This window comes from Streptomyces sp. NPDC027672 (assembly GCF_055566335.1).
In genome coordinates this window covers 461,841-480,907 of the sequence record NZ_JBVHSO010000001.1, presented here as the reverse complement: position 1 = coordinate 480,907, position 19,067 = coordinate 461,841, and the positions used below count along the sequence as shown (strand labels likewise).

The window sequence follows — 19,067 nt, the reverse complement described above, 5'->3', positions numbered from 1 at the left end:
GCGTGGGGCGCCCCCTCCGCACAGGGGGCGCTTTCCCGCGTTCGGCGTCCGGCGTGTCCGGCACCCGCAGGGGTGCCGGGAGCCGCGCGGCCGGCCGCGCACGGCTCCACTGGCGATCCTGGCCGGCCGCTTCCCGCTGGGCGCCTACTTGGCCCGGTCGAAGTCGATCGCGCTGTAGGCCCGCAGCTTGCTCAGCCGGTGCTCGGAGTAGATCCGGCGTACCGTGCCCGACTTCGACCGCATCACGATCGACTCGGTCAGCGCGGTCTCCGACCGGTACCGGACCCCGCGCAGCAGCTCGCCGTCGGTGATGCCGGTGGCGACGAAGAACACGTTCTCCCCGGAGACCAGGTCGTCCGTCGTCAGCACCCGGTCCAGGTCGTGCCCGGCGTCGATCGCCCGCTGCCGCTCCTCGTCGTCCTTCGGCCACAGCTTGCCCTGGATGGTCCCGCCCAGGCACTTGACGGCACAGGCCGAGATGATGCCCTCGGGCGTGCCGCCGATACCGAGCAGCAGGTCGACGCCGGTGCCCTCGCGCAGCGCGTACACCGAGCCGGCCACATCGCCGTCGGAGATCAGCTTGATGCGCGCGCCGGCCTCCCGGACCTCCCGGATCAGCCCCTCGTGCCGCGGCCGGTCGAGGATGACGACGGTGACGTCCTCCGGCGAGGACCGCTTGGCCTTGGCGATCCGGCGGATGTTCACCCCGACGGGCGCGTTGATGTCGACGAAGTCCGCCGCCTCGGGGCCGGTGACCAGCTTGTCCATGTAGAACACCGCGGACGGGTCGAACATCCCGCCGCGCTCGGCGGCGGCGAGGACCGCGATCGCGTTCGGCATGCCCTTGGCGGTCAGCGTGGTGCCGTCGATCGGGTCGACGGCGATGTCGACCTCGGGGCCGGTGCCGTCGCCCACGTGCTCGCCGTTGAAGAGCATGGGCGCCTCGTCCTTCTCGCCCTCGCCGATGACGACCACGCCGTTCATCGACACGGTGGAGACGAGGGTCCGCATGGCGCGCACCGCGGCACCGTCGGCGCCGTTCTTGTCACCGCGCCCCACCCAGCGGCCCGCGGCCATCGCGGCGGCCTCGGTCACCCGGACCAGTTCGAGGGCGAGGTTGCGGTCGGGAGCCTCGGAGGGAACGTCCAGCTCGGACGGCAGGAGGTGATGTTCGGTCATCGGAGCGCACCTTTCTGATACGACGACGGCCGGATGAGGGTCTTGAACCTCGACTCTATCGTTAGGCAGATAAAATGAGCAGGGGACCCCACGGATGAGCGCCCCGGGCACCTGCGACGATAGAGGGCGTGGCAGGCTCGAACGGCAAGCAGAAGACGGCCCGGGACATGATCCTCTCCCTGGTCCTGATCGGCATCGCGGCACTGGTGGTGTACTTCATCGCGATTCCGCACGACGATCACGCTCCCGACCTCAAGCGGGTCGACTACCGGGTCGAACTGCTCACAGCCCGCCGGGCGGCGAGCTATCCGGTGGCCGCGCCCGAGGGCCTGCCGAGTACCTGGAAGGCGACCTCCGTACGCTTCCAGGGCGGGAAGTCCGACCACTGGCACCTCGGTTTCCAGAGCCCGGACGGCCAGTACGTGCAGGTGGAGCAGTCCGCGGGGAAGCGCGGCGCGTTCATCGGCCAGGCGAGCCAGGGCGGGTCGGTGACCGAGCGGACCGAGCGGATCGGCGGCCGCACCTGGACCCGCTGCACTGGCGGCCGGTACGACGCCCTGGTCCTCGCGGACTCGCCCGGCTCCACCACGGTGGTGGCCGGCACCGGCTCGTTCGCCGAGCTGGCGAAGATGGCGGCGGCGCTCCGCACGGAGTGACCCGCCCGCGCGCACGAAAGGGGCCCCCGGCGGTTGCCGGGGGCCCCTCGCCGTGCGGCACGCTGCCGCGCGGTTCCGTACGGCACGCTGCCGCGCGGGCCGTCAGACGGTGGTGACGACGTCCTCGTAGGACAGGCGCGGCGAACGCGGGAACCAGGCGTCCGGGCCCGGCTTGCCGATGTTGACGACCATCAGCGGGGTGTGGTCGTCGTCCAGGAACTCCTTGCGGACACCCTCGAAGTCCAGGCCGGTCATCGGGCCGGCGGCGAGGCCCGCGGCGCGGACGCCGACGATGAAGTACGCGGCCTGGAGGGCGGCGTTCAGCGTGGCCGAGCCCTCGCGGGCCGGACGCTCGCCGAAGAAGACGTCCTTGGCCTGCGGGAAGTGCGGGAACAGGGCCGGCAGCTCCTCGTGGAACTCGTTGTCCGCGGAGAGGATCGCGACCAGCGGGGCGGCGGCGGTCTTGGCCTGGTTGCCCTCGGCCATGTGCTTGACCAGGCGCTCACGGGCCTCGGGGGAGCGGACCAGGGTGATGCGCAGCGGGCTCTGGTTGAAGGCGGTGGGGCCGTACTTGACCAGGTCGTAGATCGCCTGGACCTGCTCGTCGGTCACCGGCTCGTCGGTGAAGGTGTTCGCGGTGCGGGCCTCGCGGAACAGCAGGTCCTGGGCGGCGGGGTCAAGAACGAGAGACATGGGTGACTTCCTAGGGTGCGCGTCCGGCCCGGCGGGATGCGGACCGGCTGACGCAGCAGACCCTACGCCAGGTGAGGTTTAATCTTCAACTAAAGCCGGGGTGCCGTGATCCGGGTCACAGCACAGGCGGCCCGCCCGCCTACTCCCCGTCCCTGTCCCCGTCGCCCTCCTCGTCCCCGGCCAGCGCCGCGTCCAGCCGGGCCCGTGCGCCCTCCAGCCAGCGCCGGCACACCGTGGCCAGCTCCTCGCCGCGCTCCCACAGCGCCAGCGACTCCTCCAGCGTCGTACCGCCCGCCTCCAGCCGCCGTACGACCTCGATCAGCTCGTCGCGCGCCTGCTCGTACGAGAGCGTTTCGTCCACCTTGCTCGTCATGCCTCCACCTTCACTGTGAATTCACCCTCGGCGACGCGGGCCCGCAGCGCCTCGCCCGCCGTCACCCCGGCCGGATCGCGCACCACGTGCCCGTCCGCCCGTTGCAGCACCGCGTAACCGCGCCGGAGCGTCGCCGCGGGGGAGAGCGCCACCACCCGGGCGTGCGTGTGCGTCAGCTCCGAGTCCGCGCGGTCCAGCAGGTGCCCGAGCGTCCGCCGGCCGCGCTCCAGCACCGCGGCCACCTGGTCGGCGCGCTCGTCGATCATCCGGTGCGGATCCTCCATCGACGGCCGGGCCAGGGCGTGCGCCAGCCCGCGCTCCTCCCGCTCCACGAACGCGGCCGCGCAGCGCCGCGCCCGGTCCCGCAGCCCCCGCACCCGCTCCAGCTCCTCGCCGACGTCCGGCACGACCTTCTTGGCCGCGTCCGTCGGCGTGGAGGCGCGCAGGTCGGCGACGTAGTCCAGCAGCGGGTGGTCCGGCTCGTGCCCGATCGCGGACACCACCGGCGTACGGCACCGGGCCACGGCCCGCACCAACTGCTCGTCCGAGAAGGGCAGCAGATCCTCGACGCTGCCGCCGCCGCGCGCCACGATGATCACGTCCACGTCGTCGGCCGCGTCCAGTTCCTTGACCGCCTGCACCACCTGCGGGACGGCGTGCACGCCCTGCACCGGGACGTTGCGCACCTCGAAGCGGACGGCCGGCCAGCGGTGCCGGGCGTTCTCCAGCACGTCCCGCTCCGCGGCGGAGGCCCGGCCGCACACCAGCCCGATCAACTGCGGCAGGAACGGCAGCGGCTTCTTCCGCTCCGCCGCGAACAACCCCTCGGCCGCGAGCGCCTTCTTCAACTGCTCCAGCCGGGCCAGCAGCTCACCGACGCCGACCGGCCTTATCTCGGCGGCGCGCAGCGAGAGCTGGCCGCGCGGCGCGTACCACTCCGGTTTCGCCAGCACGACGACCCGGGCGCCCTCGCCCACCACGTCCGCGACCGCGTCGAAGACCTGGCGGAAGCAGGTCACGCCGACGGAGACGTCGCGCGACGGGTCGCGGAGGGTGAGGAACACGACACCCGCGCCCGGGCGCCGCGACAACTGCGTGATCTGCCCCTCGACCCACACCGCGCCGAGCCGGTCGATCCAGCCCCCGATCAGCCGTGACACCTCGCCGACGGGCAGGGGGGACTCCGGGGACGTGTTGACAGCCATGCGGCGAGCCTAACGGCCGGTACCGACAGACCGACCGCGCGCGATGCGGGCGCCGGGCGTCGCCGAGCGTGGAGGCCGGGGCGGTGCCCGCGCTCCTACGGGGTACGCCGTGCCGCCGGGTGCGGCCGGCCGGGTTGTGCCCGTGTTCCTACCGGGTAGGCCGTGCCGCCGGGTGCGGCCGGCCGGGTTGTGCCCGGGTTCCTACCGGGTAGGCCGTGCCGCCGGGTGCGGACGGTCGGGAGGTGCCTGCGCCCCTAGCGGGTACGGTCCGATGCCGACAGACCGGCCGCGCGCGGTGCGGGCGCCGGGCGTGGCCGAGCGTGGAGGGCCGGGGCGGTGCCCGCGCTCCTACGGGGTATGCCGCGTCGCCGGGTGCGGCCGGTCGGGCGGTGCCTGCGCCCCTAGCGGGTACGGGCCGATGCCGACAGACCGGCCGCGCGCGATGCGGGCGCCGGGGCGCCGCCGGGTGCGGAGGGCCGGGCGGTGCCCGTGCTCCTGCCGGGTATGCCGCGTCGCCGGGTGCGGACGGCTGCGGCGGTGCCCGTGCCCCTACCGGGTACGCCGCTGAACCGTCAGCACCAGCAGCCCGAGGGCCAGCCACACCGCGCCCACCGCCTGCGCGACCCCGGAGGCCGCCACGACGACCGCCACCGTGATCGCCGCGCCGGCCACCGGCACCAGCCCGTGCCGCCACCAGCTCCACCCACCGGACCGGGCGAAATACCCCACCACGCTCGCGTGCAGCAGCGTGAACGCGGTCAGCGCGCCGATGTCGACCACCGAGACCAGCCGGTCCAGGCCGTCGTCGCGCCGCGCCGCCCAGCCGGCGGCCACCAGCGTGACCAGCGCCGCGCACAGCAGCGCCACCCGCGGCACGCCGCCGTCCGTCCGGGACAGCGCGCGCGGCAGCCGCCGGTCACGGCCCATCGCGAACAGCAGCCGCCCGGCCGCCGCCTGCCCGGCCAGCGCCGCGAACGCCGCTCCGACCGCCTTGCTCGCGGCCACCAGGTCGTGCAGCCAGGCACCGGCGGCGGAGTCCACCGCGTCGTAGAAGGCCGTGCCCTGCCGTCCCGGATCGTGCGCGAGCCGCGCCGAGGACACCGGCTCCAGCAGCGCCGCCAGATACGTCTGCGCCACGAACAGCACGCCCGCCAGCGCCAGGCAGAACAGCAGCGCCCGTGCCACCCGCGCCGAACCGCCGGTGACCTCCTCCGCGAACGTCGCGATAGCGTCGAAGCCCAGGTATGACAGGACCGCCACGGACACCGCGCCGAGCACCGCGGACAGCGCGAACCCGCCCTGCGTGCCGTCCCCGGTCAGCGGCGACAGCAGCCCCCGCTGGGCCCCGTCCCGCGCCAGCACCACCACGGCCGCGACCACGAACACCAGCAGTACGGCGATCTCCAGGACCAGCACGGCGAAGCCCACGCGCGCGGCGGCCCGTACGCCCCACAGGTTCAGCAGCGTCGTGAGCACCACGGCCAGCGCCGTCCACACCCACCGCGGCACCTCGGGGACCAGCGCGTTCATCGCGATCCCGGAGAAGAGGTAGGCCACCGCCGGGATGAGCACGTAGTCCAGCGCCGCCATCCAGCCCGCGACGAACCCGGCCCCGTCGCCGAGCCCCGCCCGCGCGTAGGCGAACACCGAGCCCGCCCGCGGTACGGCCCGCACCATCTGCGCGTACGAGAACGCCGTGAACCCCATGGCCACCGTCGCCACCGCGTACACCAGCGCCACCGCGCCGTGCGACCGGGCGTCCAGCGCCCCGAACACCCCGACCGGCGCCATCGGGGCGATGAACAGCAACCCGTAGACCACGAGGTCCCGCAGGCCCAGGCCGCGGCGCAGGCGCTGGTCCGGGGCGGCCTCGGAGGCGGTCGTTCCGGTCTCGGACATACGCACCAGTCTTCCCCGGCGCGGCGCCGGGAAGCGCCCCGCCGGTGATCTCCGTGCCCCGGAACGCGGCCTTACGATGGGTCCCATGACCGCTTCGTCTGGCCGCCGTGTCCTGCTCGCCGCCCCCCGTGGCTACTGCGCCGGCGTGGACCGCGCCGTGATCGCCGTGGAGAAAGCCCTGGAGCAGTACGGGGCCCCGATCTACGTCCGGCACGAGATCGTCCACAACAAGTACGTCGTGCAGACCCTGGAGAAGAAGGGCGCCGTCTTCGTCGAGCGCACGGAGGAGGTGCCGCCCGGCAACATCGTCATGTTCTCGGCGCACGGCGTCGCACCCGTGGTGCACGAAGAGGCCCGGCGCGGCCGGCTCGCCACCATCGACGCCACCTGCCCGCTGGTCACCAAGGTCCACAAGGAGGCCGTCCGGTACGCCAAGGAGGACTACGACATCCTCCTGATCGGCCACGAGGGCCACGAGGAGGTCATCGGCACCTCCGGCGAGGCGCCCGAGCACATCCAGCTCGTCGACGGCCCCGCCGACGCCGCGAAGGTCGAGGTCCGCGACCCGTCCAAGGTCGTCTGGCTCTCCCAGACCACCCTCTCCGTGGACGAGACCATGGAGACCGTCGACGCCCTGAAGACCAAGTTCCCGGGCCTCGTCTCGCCGCCCAGCGACGACATCTGCTACGCCACCCAGAACCGCCAGCTCGCGGTCAAGCAGATGGGCGCCGAGGCCGAACTGGTCATCGTCGTCGGCTCGCGCAACTCCTCCAACTCCAAGCGCCTGGTCGAGGTCGCCAAGCTGGCCGGCGCCCGCGAGGCCTACCTGGTGGACTTCGCCGACGAGATCGACGAGTCCTGGCTCCAGGGCGTGGGCACCGTCGGCGTCACCTCCGGCGCCTCCGTGCCCGAGGTGCTGGTCGAGCAGGTCCTGGAGTGGCTCGCCGAGCGCGGCTACGCGGACGTGGAGCTGGTCAAGGCCGCCGAGGAGTCCATCACCTTCTCGCTGCCCAAGGAACTCCGCCGCGACCTGCGCGAGGAGGCGGCGACGCTGGTGGCCGAGCGCGGCGGAAGCGGTACGCCCGCGGCATGACCGTCAGTGGTCCGTCGTACCGTGGGGCCATGCAGATCTTCGGCGTGGACATCGGCGGATCCGGGATCAAGGGCGCCCCTGTGGATCTCGACCGGGGCGACCTGGCCCAGGAGCGGTGCAAGGTGCTCACCCCGCACCCGGCGACGCCCGAGGGCGTCGCCGACGGGGTCAAGCAGGTGGTGGACCACTTCGGCTGGACCGGCCCGGTCGGCCTGACCTTCCCCGGAGTGGTCACCGGCGGCGCCACGGTGCGTACGGCGGCGAACGTGGACAAGAGCTGGATCGACACGGACGCGCGCGCGTTGTTCGCCGACCGGCTCGGCGGCCTGCCGGTGACGGTGGTCAACGACGCGGACGCGGCGGGCGTCGCCGAGATGGAGTTCGGCGCCGGGCGGGGCCGCAAGGGCACGGTGATCCTGCTCACCTTCGGCACGGGCATCGGCAGCGCCGTCTTCGTGGACGGCACCCTGCTGCCCAACACCGAGCTGGGCCACCTGGAGGTGGACGGCCACGAGGCCGAGAAGCGCGCCTCCAGCAAGGTGAAGGAGGACCACGACCTCAGCTGGCAGCGGTGGGCCCAGCGCGTCCAGCGGTATCTGGCACACGTGGAGATGCTCTTCTCGCCGGAACTCTTCATCATCGGCGGCGGGGTCAGCCGCAAGGCGGACAAGTTCCTGCACCTCATCGAGGGCGTCCAGGCCGAGATCGTCCCCGCGCAACTCCAGAACAACGCGGGAATCGTGGGAGCGGCGATGAGGGCGGCCCAGGAGGGCTGAGGGGGCGGGGGCCTCGGCGTCGGCCTCTGGATGTGCCGGGGCGGTGGGTTTCCGGGGGCGTCCGGACTGTACGTTGCCGGGCGTGCCCAAGTGGTGAGGGCGTCCCGGACCCGGCCCCGGGGCCATCCCGGAGCCGGTGCAGGCCGCCGGGGCCTGTCTAGTCGTACCCCCGTTGGCGCAGGGCACCGAACCGCTCCACACCGCCCCGGGCCGTCAGTCGTACCCCCGCTGGCGCAGGACCCGAAGCGGGTCCACGCAGCCCCGGGTCGACGCCACCCCGGTCTACGCCGCCCCGGGTCCGTCAGCCGTGCTCCCGGCGGTGCCGTATCCACCGGACGCGACGGACGAGTACCAGCGCTCCGGCGACGAGTGTCCCGGAGTACAGCCACCCGGCCTGGGTGGCGAGCCCGGTGACCAGGCCCACCAGCCGGCCGGGCAGCCCTCCGCCGCCCTCGGCGACCGGCAGCAGCCCCACGGCGAAGGCGATCGGCAGGACCACGGGCGCGGTGAGCACGTCCCCGTCGCGCACCCACAGCGCGGTCAGCACGCACACCGGCAGGAACAGCACGCCGTAGACGGTCGGGGACGCGCCGAACAGGAGCAGGTCGAGGAAGCCGAGCACGAGCATGGCCAGGGCGCAGAACAGGCCGCTGCCGAGCCCGGTCAGCCGAGGACCGGCCGGGCCCGGCCCTCCGCTCCACGTCTCCGGGCCCTCTCCATCCCGCCGGGCGGCACTCGCGGTCCGCCGCACGACCCGTCCGGCACCGCCCGGGGCGCCGCGCGCTGCGCCGAACGGGCGCCCGCCACCGGCCTGGCGCCCGCCACCCGGCCGGCGTCGTCCTTGCGGCGGCAGCGGGGCCGGCTGGGGCGGCGGGGCCTGCGGAGACGGCGGCTCCTGCGAAGACGGCGACTCCGCGGGCACCTCACGCCCCGGCCCCGCCTTCCCCGCCTTCCCCGTCCTCCCCGCTTTCCCTTCCTTCCCGCCTGCCTTTCCCGACTGCCGCGCCGGCGGACGCTGCGGCGGCATGCCGCGTCGCGGTCCGTCGTTCGCAGGTCGCTCGCTGTATTGCTCCACAGGGACCAACCTAGGTCTGTTTATGTGCTGAATCGGCCCTCAGACACGCCGAGGGCGGCAGCTTGGCCGGGCGGTCGCCGCGCCCGCGAGACGGGCGGCCGGGACGCCGTAAACTGGGGGATCGGCCAGTGTCGGTCTCTGGCCCCTGGCAGCCCCTGGCCCACTCAACAACGGGAAGTCGCAACGTGTCGCTCACGATCGGAATCGTCGGCCTGCCCAATGTCGGCAAGTCGACCCTGTTCAACGCCCTGACCAAGAACGACGTGCTGGCGGCCAACTACCCGTTCGCCACGATCGAGCCGAACGTCGGTGTGGTCGGCGTGCCCGACGGCCGTCTGGCCAAGCTGGCCTCGATCTTCAAGTCGGAGCGCATCCTCCCGGCCACGGTCGACTTCGTGGACATCGCCGGCATCGTGCGCGGCGCGTCCGAGGGCGAGGGCCTGGGCAACAAGTTCCTCGCGAACATCCGCGAGTCCGACGCGATCTGCCAGGTCATCCGTGCCTTCAAGGACGAGAACGTCGTGCACGTCGACGGCAAGGTCTCGCCGAAGGACGACATCGAGACGATCAACACCGAGCTGATCCTCGCCGACCTCCAGACCATCGAGAAGGTCCTGCCCCGCCTCCAGAAGGAGTCGCGGATCAAGAAGGACGTCGCGCCGAAGGTCAAGGCCGTCGAGGAGGCCAAGGAGATCCTGGAGAAGGGCGACACGCTCTTCGCGCACGGCATCGTCCAGGGCAGCGAGCGTGCCGAGCTGCTGCACGACCTGCACCTGCTCACCACCAAGCCGTTCCTCTACGTCTTCAACGTGGACGAGGACGAGCTGGTCGACGAGGACTTCAAGAACGAGCAGCGCGCCCTGGTCGCCCCGGCCGAGGCGATCTTCCTCAACGCCAAGCTGGAGGCGGACCTCGCCGAGCTGGACGAGGAGGAGGCCCTGGAGCTGCTCCAGTCCGTCGGCCAGGAAGAGCCCGGCCTCGCCACTCTGGCCCGCGTCGGCTTCGACACCCTCGGCCTGCAGACGTACCTGACGGCCGGCCCCAAGGAGTCCCGCGCCTGGACGATCAAGAAGGGCGCCACGGCCCCCGAGGCGGCCGGTGTCATCCACACCGACTTCCAGAAGGGCTTCATCAAGGCCGAGGTCATCTCCTTCGACGACCTGGTGGAAACCGGCTCGGTAACCGAAGCCCGAGCCAAGGGCAAGGCCCGCATGGAAGGCAAGGACTACGTGATGCAGGACGGCGACGTGGTGGAGTTCCGGTTCAATGTGTAGCGGGTGATATACCACTACATCGCTGATCTGGCAAACGTGCAGGTCAGAAGGGGTTCGACTCTCCCGGGTCGGACCCCTAATTTTTTCCCGTGCTGGGATGGTGCTGGGAAATCTGACCATTCGTCACCTGGTATCACCCCTTCTCATCCCTACCGTGCTGGGATCGTGCCGGGATGCCGGTGGGGTCCCTGAACCAGCGCATGACCTCGTAGGGCGTCACAGGCTCGCCGTGGCCGTGCATGGTGGTTCCTTGGTGATGTCAGGCTGGTCCCGGCTACATGTTCCGGATGTGTTCGAGCGCGGTGTCGAGGAGCTTGCCCACCTGGTGGAGGGTGGTGGCGGTGGCGGTGGCCAGGTAGGCGGGGTGCTGGGCGAGCGGGGTGAGAACGGCGTGGCCCTTCTCGGGGTCGTCGCCGATGAGGATCGACGGGCGGCCGGTGGTGAGGTGGGGGTCCACGACGAGGAGCTGGCCGGCGGCGCGGTGTCCGCCCAGCACGGCGGGGCCGTCCCAGGCCGGTGCCGTCCCGCCGTAGGCGGTGTGCTGGTCGAGGACGGGGTGGCCGCCGCGGTACACGGTGAGGCGGGTCGTGAGGTGGCCTGGGGGTTCGGCCGTGCGGCCGAGGAGTTGCTCCTCGCGTAGCAGGACGGCGGCGGTGGGCGCGAGGTCGACGGTGCAGGTCTGGTGCAGGGTGCTGCCCGAGGCACTGATCAGGGGTTTGGGCAGCCAGGACAGCATGGCGTGATCGGCGACGGTGAGGCGGACGTCGTAGGTGGCGGCGGCGGTGGTGGCGCCGGGCAGCGCGATGGTGGCGGTCGGCGTGGTCACCTCCAGCCTGGCGTGTTCCTCGGCGGTGATGTCGAGGGCGAGTCGGTCCCCGCCGAGGGGTGCGCACATGGAGCTGATCACGCTGACCCGGGCCCACTCGTTGTGGGGTTGCGTCTGGTGCAAGTGGAAGGGGCCGCTGTTGCGCATGAGCGGCACGGTCGTGGTGGAGCCGTGGCGGGCGGCCCTGATGAAGGCGGTGGCCTGGACACCGGAGAGTTCGGGATCTGTGGGGTACACCCTTCCGCCTGCGGCCGTCTCGTCTGCCTGCCCGCTGTCCGTCTCGCTTCCTGCGGCGGTCGGTGCGGGGGCGCTGTGGTGGGCGGCGGGCTCGGGTGTGGTGCGGTGGCTGTCATACGGCGGCCTCGGTCCGCCAGGCGGCCAGGCAGCCGTTGAAGGTCAGATGGGGTCGGCTCCTCTGTGGGTCGGCCTCTTCGTCCATCTCTTGCTGGATCGGTGCTATATCCCGTGACGTTCGGTCACCCTTGCTCTTTCCTGCCAATGGAACCGCTGTGACGACCTAGTTGGTTCCATCACCCTCAGCCTGTCGGTGTCGCCAGCAGCATGCAGAAGGCTCCATGTAGAGGCATGCCCTAGATGGACCCTGTACTCGTTGTTCCGACGCTGGATCAGTCGGGCTCAGGTGTCGTAAACGGTGGAGCGATGCCCGATGTGGACGATCCACACCACGAGCTCTCCGTTGTCGATGGTGTAGACGACCCGGTAGTCGCCGACGCGCAGTCGACGGCGTTCTGGCTGTGACACTAGTGCGGTGGTGTTGAAGCCGAGGGGGTTGCTCTCCAGCTCGGTCAATTTGGCCAGGATGCGTAGGGCCATGTCGCGAGGGACCTTCCGGAGCTCGGCCTGTGCCTCTGGCCGGAAGACGGTTCGATATTCACTCACCGCGCGCCAGCGTCTCCCCCATGATGTGCTCGATCGGGATGCCGGGTGCAGGGTTGGCCATGCGCTCGTCGATGATCCGGTTGATCTCGCGCTCTTCCCACTCTTGGTACTTGCGCAGCACCTCGATGGAGACGACGGCGGCGACCTGCTTGCCCCGTCGGGTGATCACGGTGGGCACGTCATCTCGATCGGCGCGCTCCACGACCTCGGCAAGGTGCGCACGTACGTCGCGGATGGACTCTATGGGGAGCGGCTGCGTCATGCGCTCAAGCGTACTGAGTGTGCCATGTGTACACAAGCGCTCGGGGTGGAGCTGGTTGTGTCCTGTTGGACGTATTGGGTGACCTCCCGCCGTGCTGGACAGGTGCTGGATGGCCACTACCGGTACCGCGCCCCGCCGAGAGGACCGCCCGGTGTCCGACGAGCCAGCGGCTGAGACCGGTGGGGGATTCGGCGGTGTTGCCCGTTGCCTCTTTCGTTCTCCACTGCCGTCCGTCCGGCTCCCTTGTCGTCCGTCCGGTTCTTGGAGTGACCGGGGTCAACCGGGATCGGTATATTGCGATCGGGAATGACAAACTCACGGGCGGAGCACCGTCGTTGACGGAGGCGCAGTGCCCGCCGGTCCAGCGGCGTGGGCCGGGCGGGGCGGGGAGGTGGTCGGGCCGGCGCCGTGAACGGACCCGGGCGGAGTGTTCTCGCTCGTGCCGGGTCGTGCCGTATTCGAACGGTCCTCGCACGCGCTCAGTCGAGCAAATGGCCATACTTGGCAGATATTTGCGATTCCGCCTCATCGTGCGGGGCGTAGTGCACGATGAGCTTCATCAGTCTCACCGTCGGTCGGCGGAGGACGAGGAGGGATCGTGGGGCAGGAACTGGCAGGGGCGGACGCGCCTGGCGGTGGAGGCGCGAAGTCGGGGCGCCGCGCTCGTTACCTCAAGGACGAGGCGGTGCCGTCCGCGCAGCGGATGGTGGTCGGCAACGCGCTGAGGGTGCGCCGGGAGCAGCTCGGTCTGAAGCAGGAGGAAGTCGCGCGGCTGCTGGGCGGGTCGAACTCGAAGGTCAGCCGGATCGAGTCGGGCCAGCACCAGTTCAAGGAGCGCGACCTGGCCCGCTTCTTCGCCATCTACCAGGTGACCGATCCGGTGGAACAGGACCAGTTGCGGGAGCTGGCCGAGCAGGCGAACCAGATGCCGTGGTGGCAGCCCTGGGCGGGCGTGACCCAGCGGCACCTCCAGGCGGTGGTGAGATTCGAGGACATGGCGCAGCGCATCCGCTCCTACGAGCCGCAGCAGTTGTCGGGCCTGCTCCAGACCGAGGAGTACGCCCGCGCGGTCATCGCCAGCGGCGGCGGGGACACCCGGCAGCGTGACGCACTGGTCGCCTTCCGCATGGAGCGGCAGGCGCGGTTCCAGCAGGCCGACCCGGACAAGAAGCTGATCTGCGTCGTCGACGAGGGGTCGCTGATACGCGGATACGGCTCACCGCAGGTCATGCGCCGGCAACTGGAGCACCTGCTGGCGCTCACGGACAGCCCGCGCTACCTGATTCGCATAGCCGAGCTGAGCCGGTACAACGTGCCGGTTCACCTCGGCTCGATCGCCATCTGGGACTTCTCCGCGCGCATCCTGCCCACCATCGCCTACCAGGAGGTCTTCGACGGCGGGATGGTGTTCCAGGACGAGACCCAGGTCGATGACCGCGCCCGGGCCTTCGACCGCCTGCGCGGGGCGTCGCTGACGCCGGCACGGTCGGTCCAGCGGCTGCGGGACATACTGAAGAGAGCCGGCCGCTGACCACGCCGGCGGGCACGGCCCTGCCGGGTCACGGCTTGCGTGCCACACCCGCGTAGAGGGAGACCTGCGCGTCGCTGACCAGACTGGGGCCGCTCGCCGGCTCGGGGCGCCAGCGGTGGGCCACCACCAGTCCGGGGTCGACCAGTTCCAGCTTCTCGAAGAAGCGCTCCACCTCGGCCCGGGTGCGCACCTGGGCCGGGGTGCCGCGCCGTTCGTAGGTGTCGACGATGGCCGCCCAGGCTTCCGGTTCGAAGTCGCCGGTGCAGTGCGACAGGCTCAGGTACGAGCCCGGTGCCAGGCGCTCCACCAGCCGGCCGACGATCCCGTAGGCGTCTTTGGCGTCCGGTACGAAGTGCAGCAGCGCGTGCAGGCTCAGGGCCACCGGCTGGCCGAAGTCGATGCACTCGGTGCTTTCCACGGCTTCCAGCACCTTCTCGGGCCGGGTCGCGTCCGCCTCGACGTAGTGGGTGATCCCCTCCGGAGTGCCGTCGAGGAGTTCGTCGGCGTACACCAGGACGATCGGGTCGTTGTCGACGTAGACGATCCTCGCGTCGGGCGCGACGCCCTGCACCACCTCGTGGAGGTTGGGAGCGGTGGGGATGCCGGTGCCGACGTCGATGAACTGCCGCACTCCCTGGCGGGCCAGATAGCGTACGGCACGGTGCATGTACGCCCGGTTGACCCGGGCGACCACCTCGATGGCGGGGAAGACCCGGATCACGGCCTCGGCGGCCTCGCGGTCCACGGAGTAGTTCGTCTTGCCGCCGAGGTAGTAGTCGTACATCCGCGCGCTGTGCGGTCTGTCCTGCCCTAACACCTCTTCCACGCCGGGCTCCTGCGCCGGTTCTTTCCGCTCCCCCACGGCTGATATCCCCTTGCGTCGAAGTCCGTTCGCACCCGGATGAGGAGCGAATGCATGTGCACCGGCCCATGCCTACTGGCCGGTCCCGTCACCTGTCCAGTAGGACCGCTGGTGGCACGGGTGTGACGGGAGAGGCGGGGCAGGCGAGGGAGGCGGAGGGGAGCGCGCGGACGGCAACCGTGCGCGCCGTCGCCGCCCCACCTCGCCGACCTGCGCCCACGACGCGCGGGCGTGCGCCCGCGCCGGCATGGGCGTGCGCCCGCCTCGGCATGGACCTGCGCCCGCCTCGGCATGGGCGTGCGCCCACGTCACACGGGCCCGCACCCGCGACCCGCACATGCCCGCGCGCCCGAAGCCACCGCTGGGCGTGCCCATCGGTCGCATGCCGGCCGCCTACCCGTCGCTCGGATGCCCGCCGTGCCCGTCGGTCAGATGCCGCCGCGTGCCACGGCCGCCGTGAACGCCGCCGCGGCGGCCCGGTGTACGGCCATGACGGGGCCGCCCGTCACCTTCGAGTCCCGGAACAGGATCCGGGCGCCGTCGGGTTCGGCCACCTCCACGCACGCGCCCTGGGGGTTGCTGTGCGAACTCTTGCGCCACCGGAGCACCGGCTCGTCCGCGGCCGTTCGCGTGTCCTTCTTCACCATCTGCTTTTTCACCGTCTGCTTCGTCACCGGTGTGCCTCCGTTGGAACAACTCCCCGTCGCCCAAATGCAATTGCATCCGGCCTGCCATCTGAAGGATGGCCCTGCCCGGGGCGCCGTAAGCGCGCGGGGGCGACGTTGTCGCAATCTGGCTCCTGTCGAACCGGCCGGGTGTGGCGATGCCGCGGCGAGCCCGGACGGACCGCCAGACGGACCACCGGACGGACCGCGAGACGGACGACCAGAGGACGACCAGACGGACAGGAAACCGCACTGGCGTGCCACCCGGCAATGCAAATGCGTCAGGCAGGGAAAGGCGTTCATCGCACAGTTCGACCGTCGCGCCAGGGTGCTGACGCGGCCCGCACGTGGTCGAACAGGCGCCGCCTGGTCCGCGGGCGTCCCCGCGGTGGCGGTGATTTCACCAGCCAGCAGACGGCGTACGCCGGGCGCACGCCACGAACACCGGGTTCGAACACGGCGGTTCCGGTGTCCTGACCGGCGGGTGGGAGGAGCCGCGCGGCGCCGCTCGGCCGGGAAACGGCCCGGCTACCGCGACGGCCACCTTCTGCTTACCGTCGGTCGCGTTCGGCCACGGTGGCCGGGCGGCGGCAGAGCCCGGCGGTCGCGTCCGGAGCGGACGCCGAGGCTCTGCGCCCACGACTGTCCGAAGGAGACACCGTCATGGCCTCCTGTCCTGGTCCCGCCGCCGCGCACCCGCGCAGCCACCCGCTCGCCGTACGCGGAGCCTGCCGGTAGCCGACCCCGAGGGACGCCGCCCACGGCAGCCCCCCGCACACCCGGTCGGCACCTCACTTTCCCGCCACGGAGCACCACGGAGCACCCCGTGTCCCAGCCAGAAGACACCCGCCCTTCGGCGGCCCGCACCCACATCGGCCTGGTCATGGAATCGATCCGGCAGCAGTCCCGCCTCCCGCTGACCATCCTGGCCCGGAGAACCGGCAGCACCCCGGACCACCTGACCCGCGTCCTGGCGGGCGAGCACTTCCCCAGCCGCCGGCTCACCGTCCTCTACGCCCGGGCCTGCGGCGCGGATCCCCTCGTGATGCTCCGGATATGGGACGACGAACGCGAACGCCGGCACCGCCCCGCCACCGGGACCCGGCACGCACCGGCCCGGGCACCGGCACCCGACCAGCCGTCACACGCGACGTCACCGTGTGACCCGGCAAAACCCGCGCCCCGCTCGCCGGCCTGACCGTCCGCGTCCGGCGCGCCGTACGACGCGCCTCGGGTCACAGGCTCGTGACCGGGTACGGCGCCGGTTCCGTGACCCAGCCCGCCGCCAGCACCAGACGCGTGTCGCGGTCGGTGGCCAGGAAGCCGAACGGGCGGTCGAAGGCGACCCGGACGACCGTGGTCTCGTAGCGGAACTGCGGTGCGGCCCCCGCCACCGGCATCACCGCCGTCACCGCGGCCGCCCGGAAGCCGAGCGCGCCGAACTGGGCCACCGCCGACTGCCGGGCCTCTCCCACGGCCAGCGGGTAGGCGCTCACCCCGGGGAAGTGACCGGCCTGGAGGTCCGCCGCCGAGGTGAGCCCGAACAGGCCGGCCAGGGCCAGCAGATCATGGTCGGCCCGCACCTCGTACGCCACCGTCCGCACGTCCAGCGTCCGCGGTTCCGGTGTGCCGGCGGGCTGCTGCTCCACATGCAGGCCGGGACCGACGTGCCCGTGCGGCAGGGCGCCGCCCGGGGTCAGCGGCAGGGCCCGCTCCACGATCCCGACGCCGGCCGCCAGCACCCGGCCCGGCGCCATCCGTTCCTCCCCGAGCACCAGATGGACGTCGACGCCGTTGTCCCCGGGCACCGTCAGCGCGGTGACGAAGCCGTCCGGGGTGCCCGTGACGCCCACCCGGTCCGGCCGCACGCTGCGCCGGTGCAGGCCCCGCAGCATCCGGCCCTGCCAGGGCCCGGCGTCGGGCCGTACCGGCAGCTCGGTGAACGGCTGCCGCCACCGGGTGCGCAGCGCCAGGGCACTGGCCAGCACCATCCGCGCGTCCCGGGTCAGCGTCACCGGCATCCGCTCGACCAGCCCGCCGGTCCGCTCGGCCGCCCACGCGTCCAGCCGCTCCTGCGCGGTGACGAGGTCGTCGCCGAAGCTGCCGTGGGTCCCGGCGGGCAGCCCGGCCCGCCACTCCTCGCGCAGCGCCAGCCCCTGGTGGGTCCACAGCCCGAGCGCCGCGTCCACGCCGGTCACCGCCGCCAGCCCCGCCAGCAGCTCCCGCGCGGCACCGGCCGCCTGCTCGGCCGGCACGCCCAGGGCGCCGGCCAGTTCCGCGCGCGCCGGGCCCGCCGCGCCGTCGGCCAGGAAGGCCAGCAGCGGCCAGACGCCCGGCGCCGAGAACACCGTGCCCTCGGGCAGGGCGTGCGCCCAGCGGGCCGTCAGCCCGTTGACCCGCCGGACCGTCTCCTCGGTCACGTTGCCCACTCGTCCCCCGTTCCGGCCGGCCGCCCGTGTCTCCACCGGCGTTCCGCCCCCGTCCGTGCCCCGCTTACCATGCGGCCAGTCGTCCATCCGTCCAGCCGCCGGCCGGCCGCCGGTCCTGTGCTGCCGCCGCCCGACCCAGGAGCACGGTACCGGTGTCCATACCTCCGCCTCCCGGCCCCCACCAGCAAGAAGGGCCGTTCCCGCCACCGCAGTCGCCGCCTCCCGGGCCGTACGGACCGGTGCCGTACGGCCAACCGGAGGGCGGCGGACCGGGGTTGCCCGGCTACCGGCCGTGGACGCAGGGCTACCGCCCCTACAACGCCCCGGCGCCGGTCAACGGCCTCGCGATCGCCTCCTTGGTGCTCGGTGTGCTGTGCTTCCTGCCCGCGGTGGGACTGGCGTTCGGGCTGGCCGCGCTCCGGCAGATCCGCCGGCGCGGCGAACGCGGCACCGGCCTGGCGGTGGGCGGCGCGGTGCTGTCCGCGGTGGGACTCGCCTTGTGGGGGCTGCTGTTCGCCACCGGCGCCGCGTCCGAGGTGTGGCACGGGATCAAAGAGGGCGCACGCGAGGGCACGGTCGCCTCGCTGACGGAGGGCGAGTGCTTCGACGCGCCGGGCGGTGCGCTGAGTGGCGAGACGTACTACGACGTGGACAAGGTGCCGTGCGCCGGCGTGCACGACGCCGAGGTGTTCGCGTCCTTCCGGCTGCCGGCCGGCGCGTACCCGGGGGACGATGCGGTCGCCGAGAGCGCCGACGGCCGCTGCTGGAGCCTCCAGGACGGCTACGCGATGGACGGCTGGGCCGTCCCGCGGAACGTCGACGTGTACTACCTGACGCCGACCGGGCGCAGCTGGGCCGCCGGGGACCGCGAGATCACCTGCGTGTTCGGCAACACCGAGGAGGGCGGCGGGCTGACCGGGTCGCTGCGCAACGACGAGACGGTCCTCGACGCCGACCAGCTCGCGTACCTGAAGGCCGCCCACCTGCTCAACGCGGCCCTGGACAGCGCGCCCGCCGAGGAGTACGCCGAGGACGACCTGGCGGGGCACAAGGCGTGGGCCGGCCGGGTGTCGGGCGCGCTGGACCGGCAGGCCCGGGCGCTGCGGGCGCACGACTGGCCGGCCGGCTCCCGGCGGCCGGTCGCCGAGCTGGCCGCCGGTCTGGACAAGGCGCGCGGGGAGTGGGCGCGCGCGGCCCGGGCCACGGACGCGGACGCCTTCTCCGAGCACTGCGAGGCCGGGCTCGGCCTGATCACCCCGAGCCACGCGGTCACCGTCCGCCGGGCCCTCGGGCTGGCCACCACCCCGCCCGCGCGGCCGGACGACGACGAGGGAAGCGGCACCGGCATGCAGGTGTGAGCCGTGCGCCG

Annotated in this window: 19 protein-coding genes; 7 read left to right on the top strand and 12 right to left on the bottom strand. The window is 72.4% G+C overall.

Translation table 11 applies throughout. The features are described 5' to 3' along the window. Positions 1–144: 144 nt before the first annotated feature. Positions 145–1,179, bottom strand: coding sequence for a class II fructose-bisphosphatase (gene glpX / locus ACZ4SV_RS02125; RefSeq protein WP_365941854.1), 1,035 nt, complete (start codon positions 1,177–1,179; stop codon positions 145–147). Between the two features lie 128 nt (positions 1,180–1,307). Here glpX and ACZ4SV_RS02120 point away from each other — a divergent pair, with 128 nt between their 5' ends. Further along, entirely contained in the window at positions 1,308–1,835 is a 528-nt protein-coding gene (locus ACZ4SV_RS02120; RefSeq protein ID WP_365877770.1) for a DUF4245 domain-containing protein, read from the top strand. Between the two features lie 102 nt (positions 1,836–1,937). Here ACZ4SV_RS02120 and ACZ4SV_RS02115 read toward each other — a convergent pair whose 3' ends face one another. From ACZ4SV_RS02115 to ACZ4SV_RS02100, 4 genes are all read right to left on the bottom strand, one after another. Beyond that, the gene (locus tag ACZ4SV_RS02115; protein WP_397941678.1) at positions 1,938–2,528 is read right to left on the bottom strand and encodes a malonic semialdehyde reductase; all 591 of its coding nucleotides are present in this window, start codon (positions 2,526–2,528) and stop codon (positions 1,938–1,940) included. 139 nt (positions 2,529–2,667) lie between these two features. Continuing rightward, on the bottom strand, positions 2,668–2,901 hold the full coding sequence (locus tag ACZ4SV_RS02110) for an exodeoxyribonuclease VII small subunit (protein WP_365877775.1): 234 nt from the start codon (positions 2,899–2,901) through the stop codon (positions 2,668–2,670). Then, positions 2,898–4,106, bottom strand: a complete 1,209-nt coding sequence (gene xseA, locus ACZ4SV_RS02105) for an exodeoxyribonuclease VII large subunit (protein ID WP_365877777.1) — start codon at positions 4,104–4,106, stop codon at positions 2,898–2,900. Before xseA ends, ACZ4SV_RS02110 begins: the two co-directional genes overlap by 4 nt. A gap of 549 nt (positions 4,107–4,655) precedes the next feature. Next, on the bottom strand, positions 4,656–6,005 hold the full coding sequence (locus ACZ4SV_RS02100; protein ID WP_468000729.1) for an APC family permease: 1,350 nt from the start codon (positions 6,003–6,005) through the stop codon (positions 4,656–4,658). 76 nt (positions 6,006–6,081) lie between these two features. On the opposite strand from ACZ4SV_RS02100, the gene ACZ4SV_RS02095 reads away from it, so the two are divergent. Further along, complete coding sequence (locus tag ACZ4SV_RS02095) at positions 6,082–7,098, top strand: 4-hydroxy-3-methylbut-2-enyl diphosphate reductase (RefSeq protein WP_468000727.1); 1,017 nt, start codon at positions 6,082–6,084, stop codon at positions 7,096–7,098. A 29-nt stretch (positions 7,099–7,127) separates the two neighbouring features. After that, the gene (gene ppgK, locus ACZ4SV_RS02090; RefSeq protein WP_468000725.1) at positions 7,128–7,874 is read left to right on the top strand and encodes a polyphosphate--glucose phosphotransferase; all 747 of its coding nucleotides are present in this window, start codon (positions 7,128–7,130) and stop codon (positions 7,872–7,874) included. 301 nt (positions 7,875–8,175) lie between these two features. Here the strand turns inward: ppgK and ACZ4SV_RS02085 are convergent, their stop codons facing one another. Next, positions 8,176–8,625, bottom strand: a complete 450-nt coding sequence (locus ACZ4SV_RS02085) for a DUF6542 domain-containing protein (RefSeq protein ID WP_468000723.1) — start codon at positions 8,623–8,625, stop codon at positions 8,176–8,178. Between the two features lie 509 nt (positions 8,626–9,134). Between ACZ4SV_RS02085 and ychF the strand changes: the two genes are divergently transcribed. Further along, positions 9,135–10,223, top strand: coding sequence for a redox-regulated ATPase YchF (gene ychF, locus ACZ4SV_RS02080; RefSeq protein WP_365877788.1), 1,089 nt, complete (start codon positions 9,135–9,137; stop codon positions 10,221–10,223). 274 nt (positions 10,224–10,497) lie between these two features. Here the strand turns inward: ychF and ACZ4SV_RS02075 are convergent, their stop codons facing one another. The 3 genes from ACZ4SV_RS02075 to ACZ4SV_RS02065 form a co-directional block, all read right to left on the bottom strand. Then, positions 10,498–11,286: an urease accessory protein UreD gene (locus ACZ4SV_RS02075; protein WP_468000720.1), complete on the bottom strand. Its 789-nt coding sequence runs from the start codon at positions 11,284–11,286 to the stop codon at positions 10,498–10,500. A 399-nt stretch (positions 11,287–11,685) separates the two neighbouring features. Further along, positions 11,686–11,949 (bottom strand): type II toxin-antitoxin system RelE family toxin, encoded by a 264-nt coding sequence (locus ACZ4SV_RS02070; RefSeq protein WP_468000718.1) that lies wholly within the window; start codon positions 11,947–11,949, stop codon positions 11,686–11,688. Continuing rightward, on the bottom strand, positions 11,942–12,211 hold the full coding sequence (locus ACZ4SV_RS02065) for a type II toxin-antitoxin system Phd/YefM family antitoxin (RefSeq protein ID WP_468000716.1): 270 nt from the start codon (positions 12,209–12,211) through the stop codon (positions 11,942–11,944). The genes ACZ4SV_RS02070 and ACZ4SV_RS02065 overlap by 8 nt, the downstream gene beginning before the upstream one ends. A gap of 598 nt (positions 12,212–12,809) precedes the next feature. On the opposite strand from ACZ4SV_RS02065, the gene ACZ4SV_RS02060 reads away from it, so the two are divergent. Further along, entirely contained in the window at positions 12,810–13,742 is a 933-nt protein-coding gene (locus ACZ4SV_RS02060; protein ID WP_468000714.1) for a helix-turn-helix domain-containing protein, read from the top strand. Positions 13,743–13,770: 28 nt separating this feature from the next. On the opposite strand, the gene ACZ4SV_RS02055 is transcribed toward ACZ4SV_RS02060, so the two are convergent. Then, a complete protein-coding gene (locus tag ACZ4SV_RS02055; protein ID WP_397944466.1) occupies positions 13,771–14,568 on the bottom strand; it encodes an SAM-dependent methyltransferase in 798 nt (265 codons plus the stop codon). Between the two features lie 464 nt (positions 14,569–15,032). Next, positions 15,033–15,278 (bottom strand): DUF397 domain-containing protein, encoded by a 246-nt coding sequence (locus ACZ4SV_RS02050; protein ID WP_468000711.1) that lies wholly within the window; start codon positions 15,276–15,278, stop codon positions 15,033–15,035. A gap of 817 nt (positions 15,279–16,095) precedes the next feature. Between ACZ4SV_RS02050 and ACZ4SV_RS02045 the strand changes: the two genes are divergently transcribed. After that, positions 16,096–16,467 carry a helix-turn-helix domain-containing protein gene (locus ACZ4SV_RS02045; protein ID WP_365875617.1) on the top strand — a complete coding sequence of 124 codons (372 nt, stop codon included), beginning with the start codon at positions 16,096–16,098 and terminating at the stop codon, positions 16,465–16,467. 37 nt (positions 16,468–16,504) lie between these two features. Here ACZ4SV_RS02045 and ACZ4SV_RS02040 read toward each other — a convergent pair whose 3' ends face one another. After that, positions 16,505–17,689, bottom strand: a complete 1,185-nt coding sequence (locus tag ACZ4SV_RS02040; RefSeq protein ID WP_468000709.1) for a serpin family protein — start codon at positions 17,687–17,689, stop codon at positions 16,505–16,507. A gap of 284 nt (positions 17,690–17,973) precedes the next feature. On the opposite strand from ACZ4SV_RS02040, the gene ACZ4SV_RS02035 reads away from it, so the two are divergent. Continuing rightward, positions 17,974–19,056: a DUF4190 domain-containing protein gene (locus tag ACZ4SV_RS02035; RefSeq protein ID WP_468000707.1), complete on the top strand. Its 1,083-nt coding sequence runs from the start codon at positions 17,974–17,976 to the stop codon at positions 19,054–19,056. Positions 19,057–19,067 lie beyond the last annotated feature (11 nt).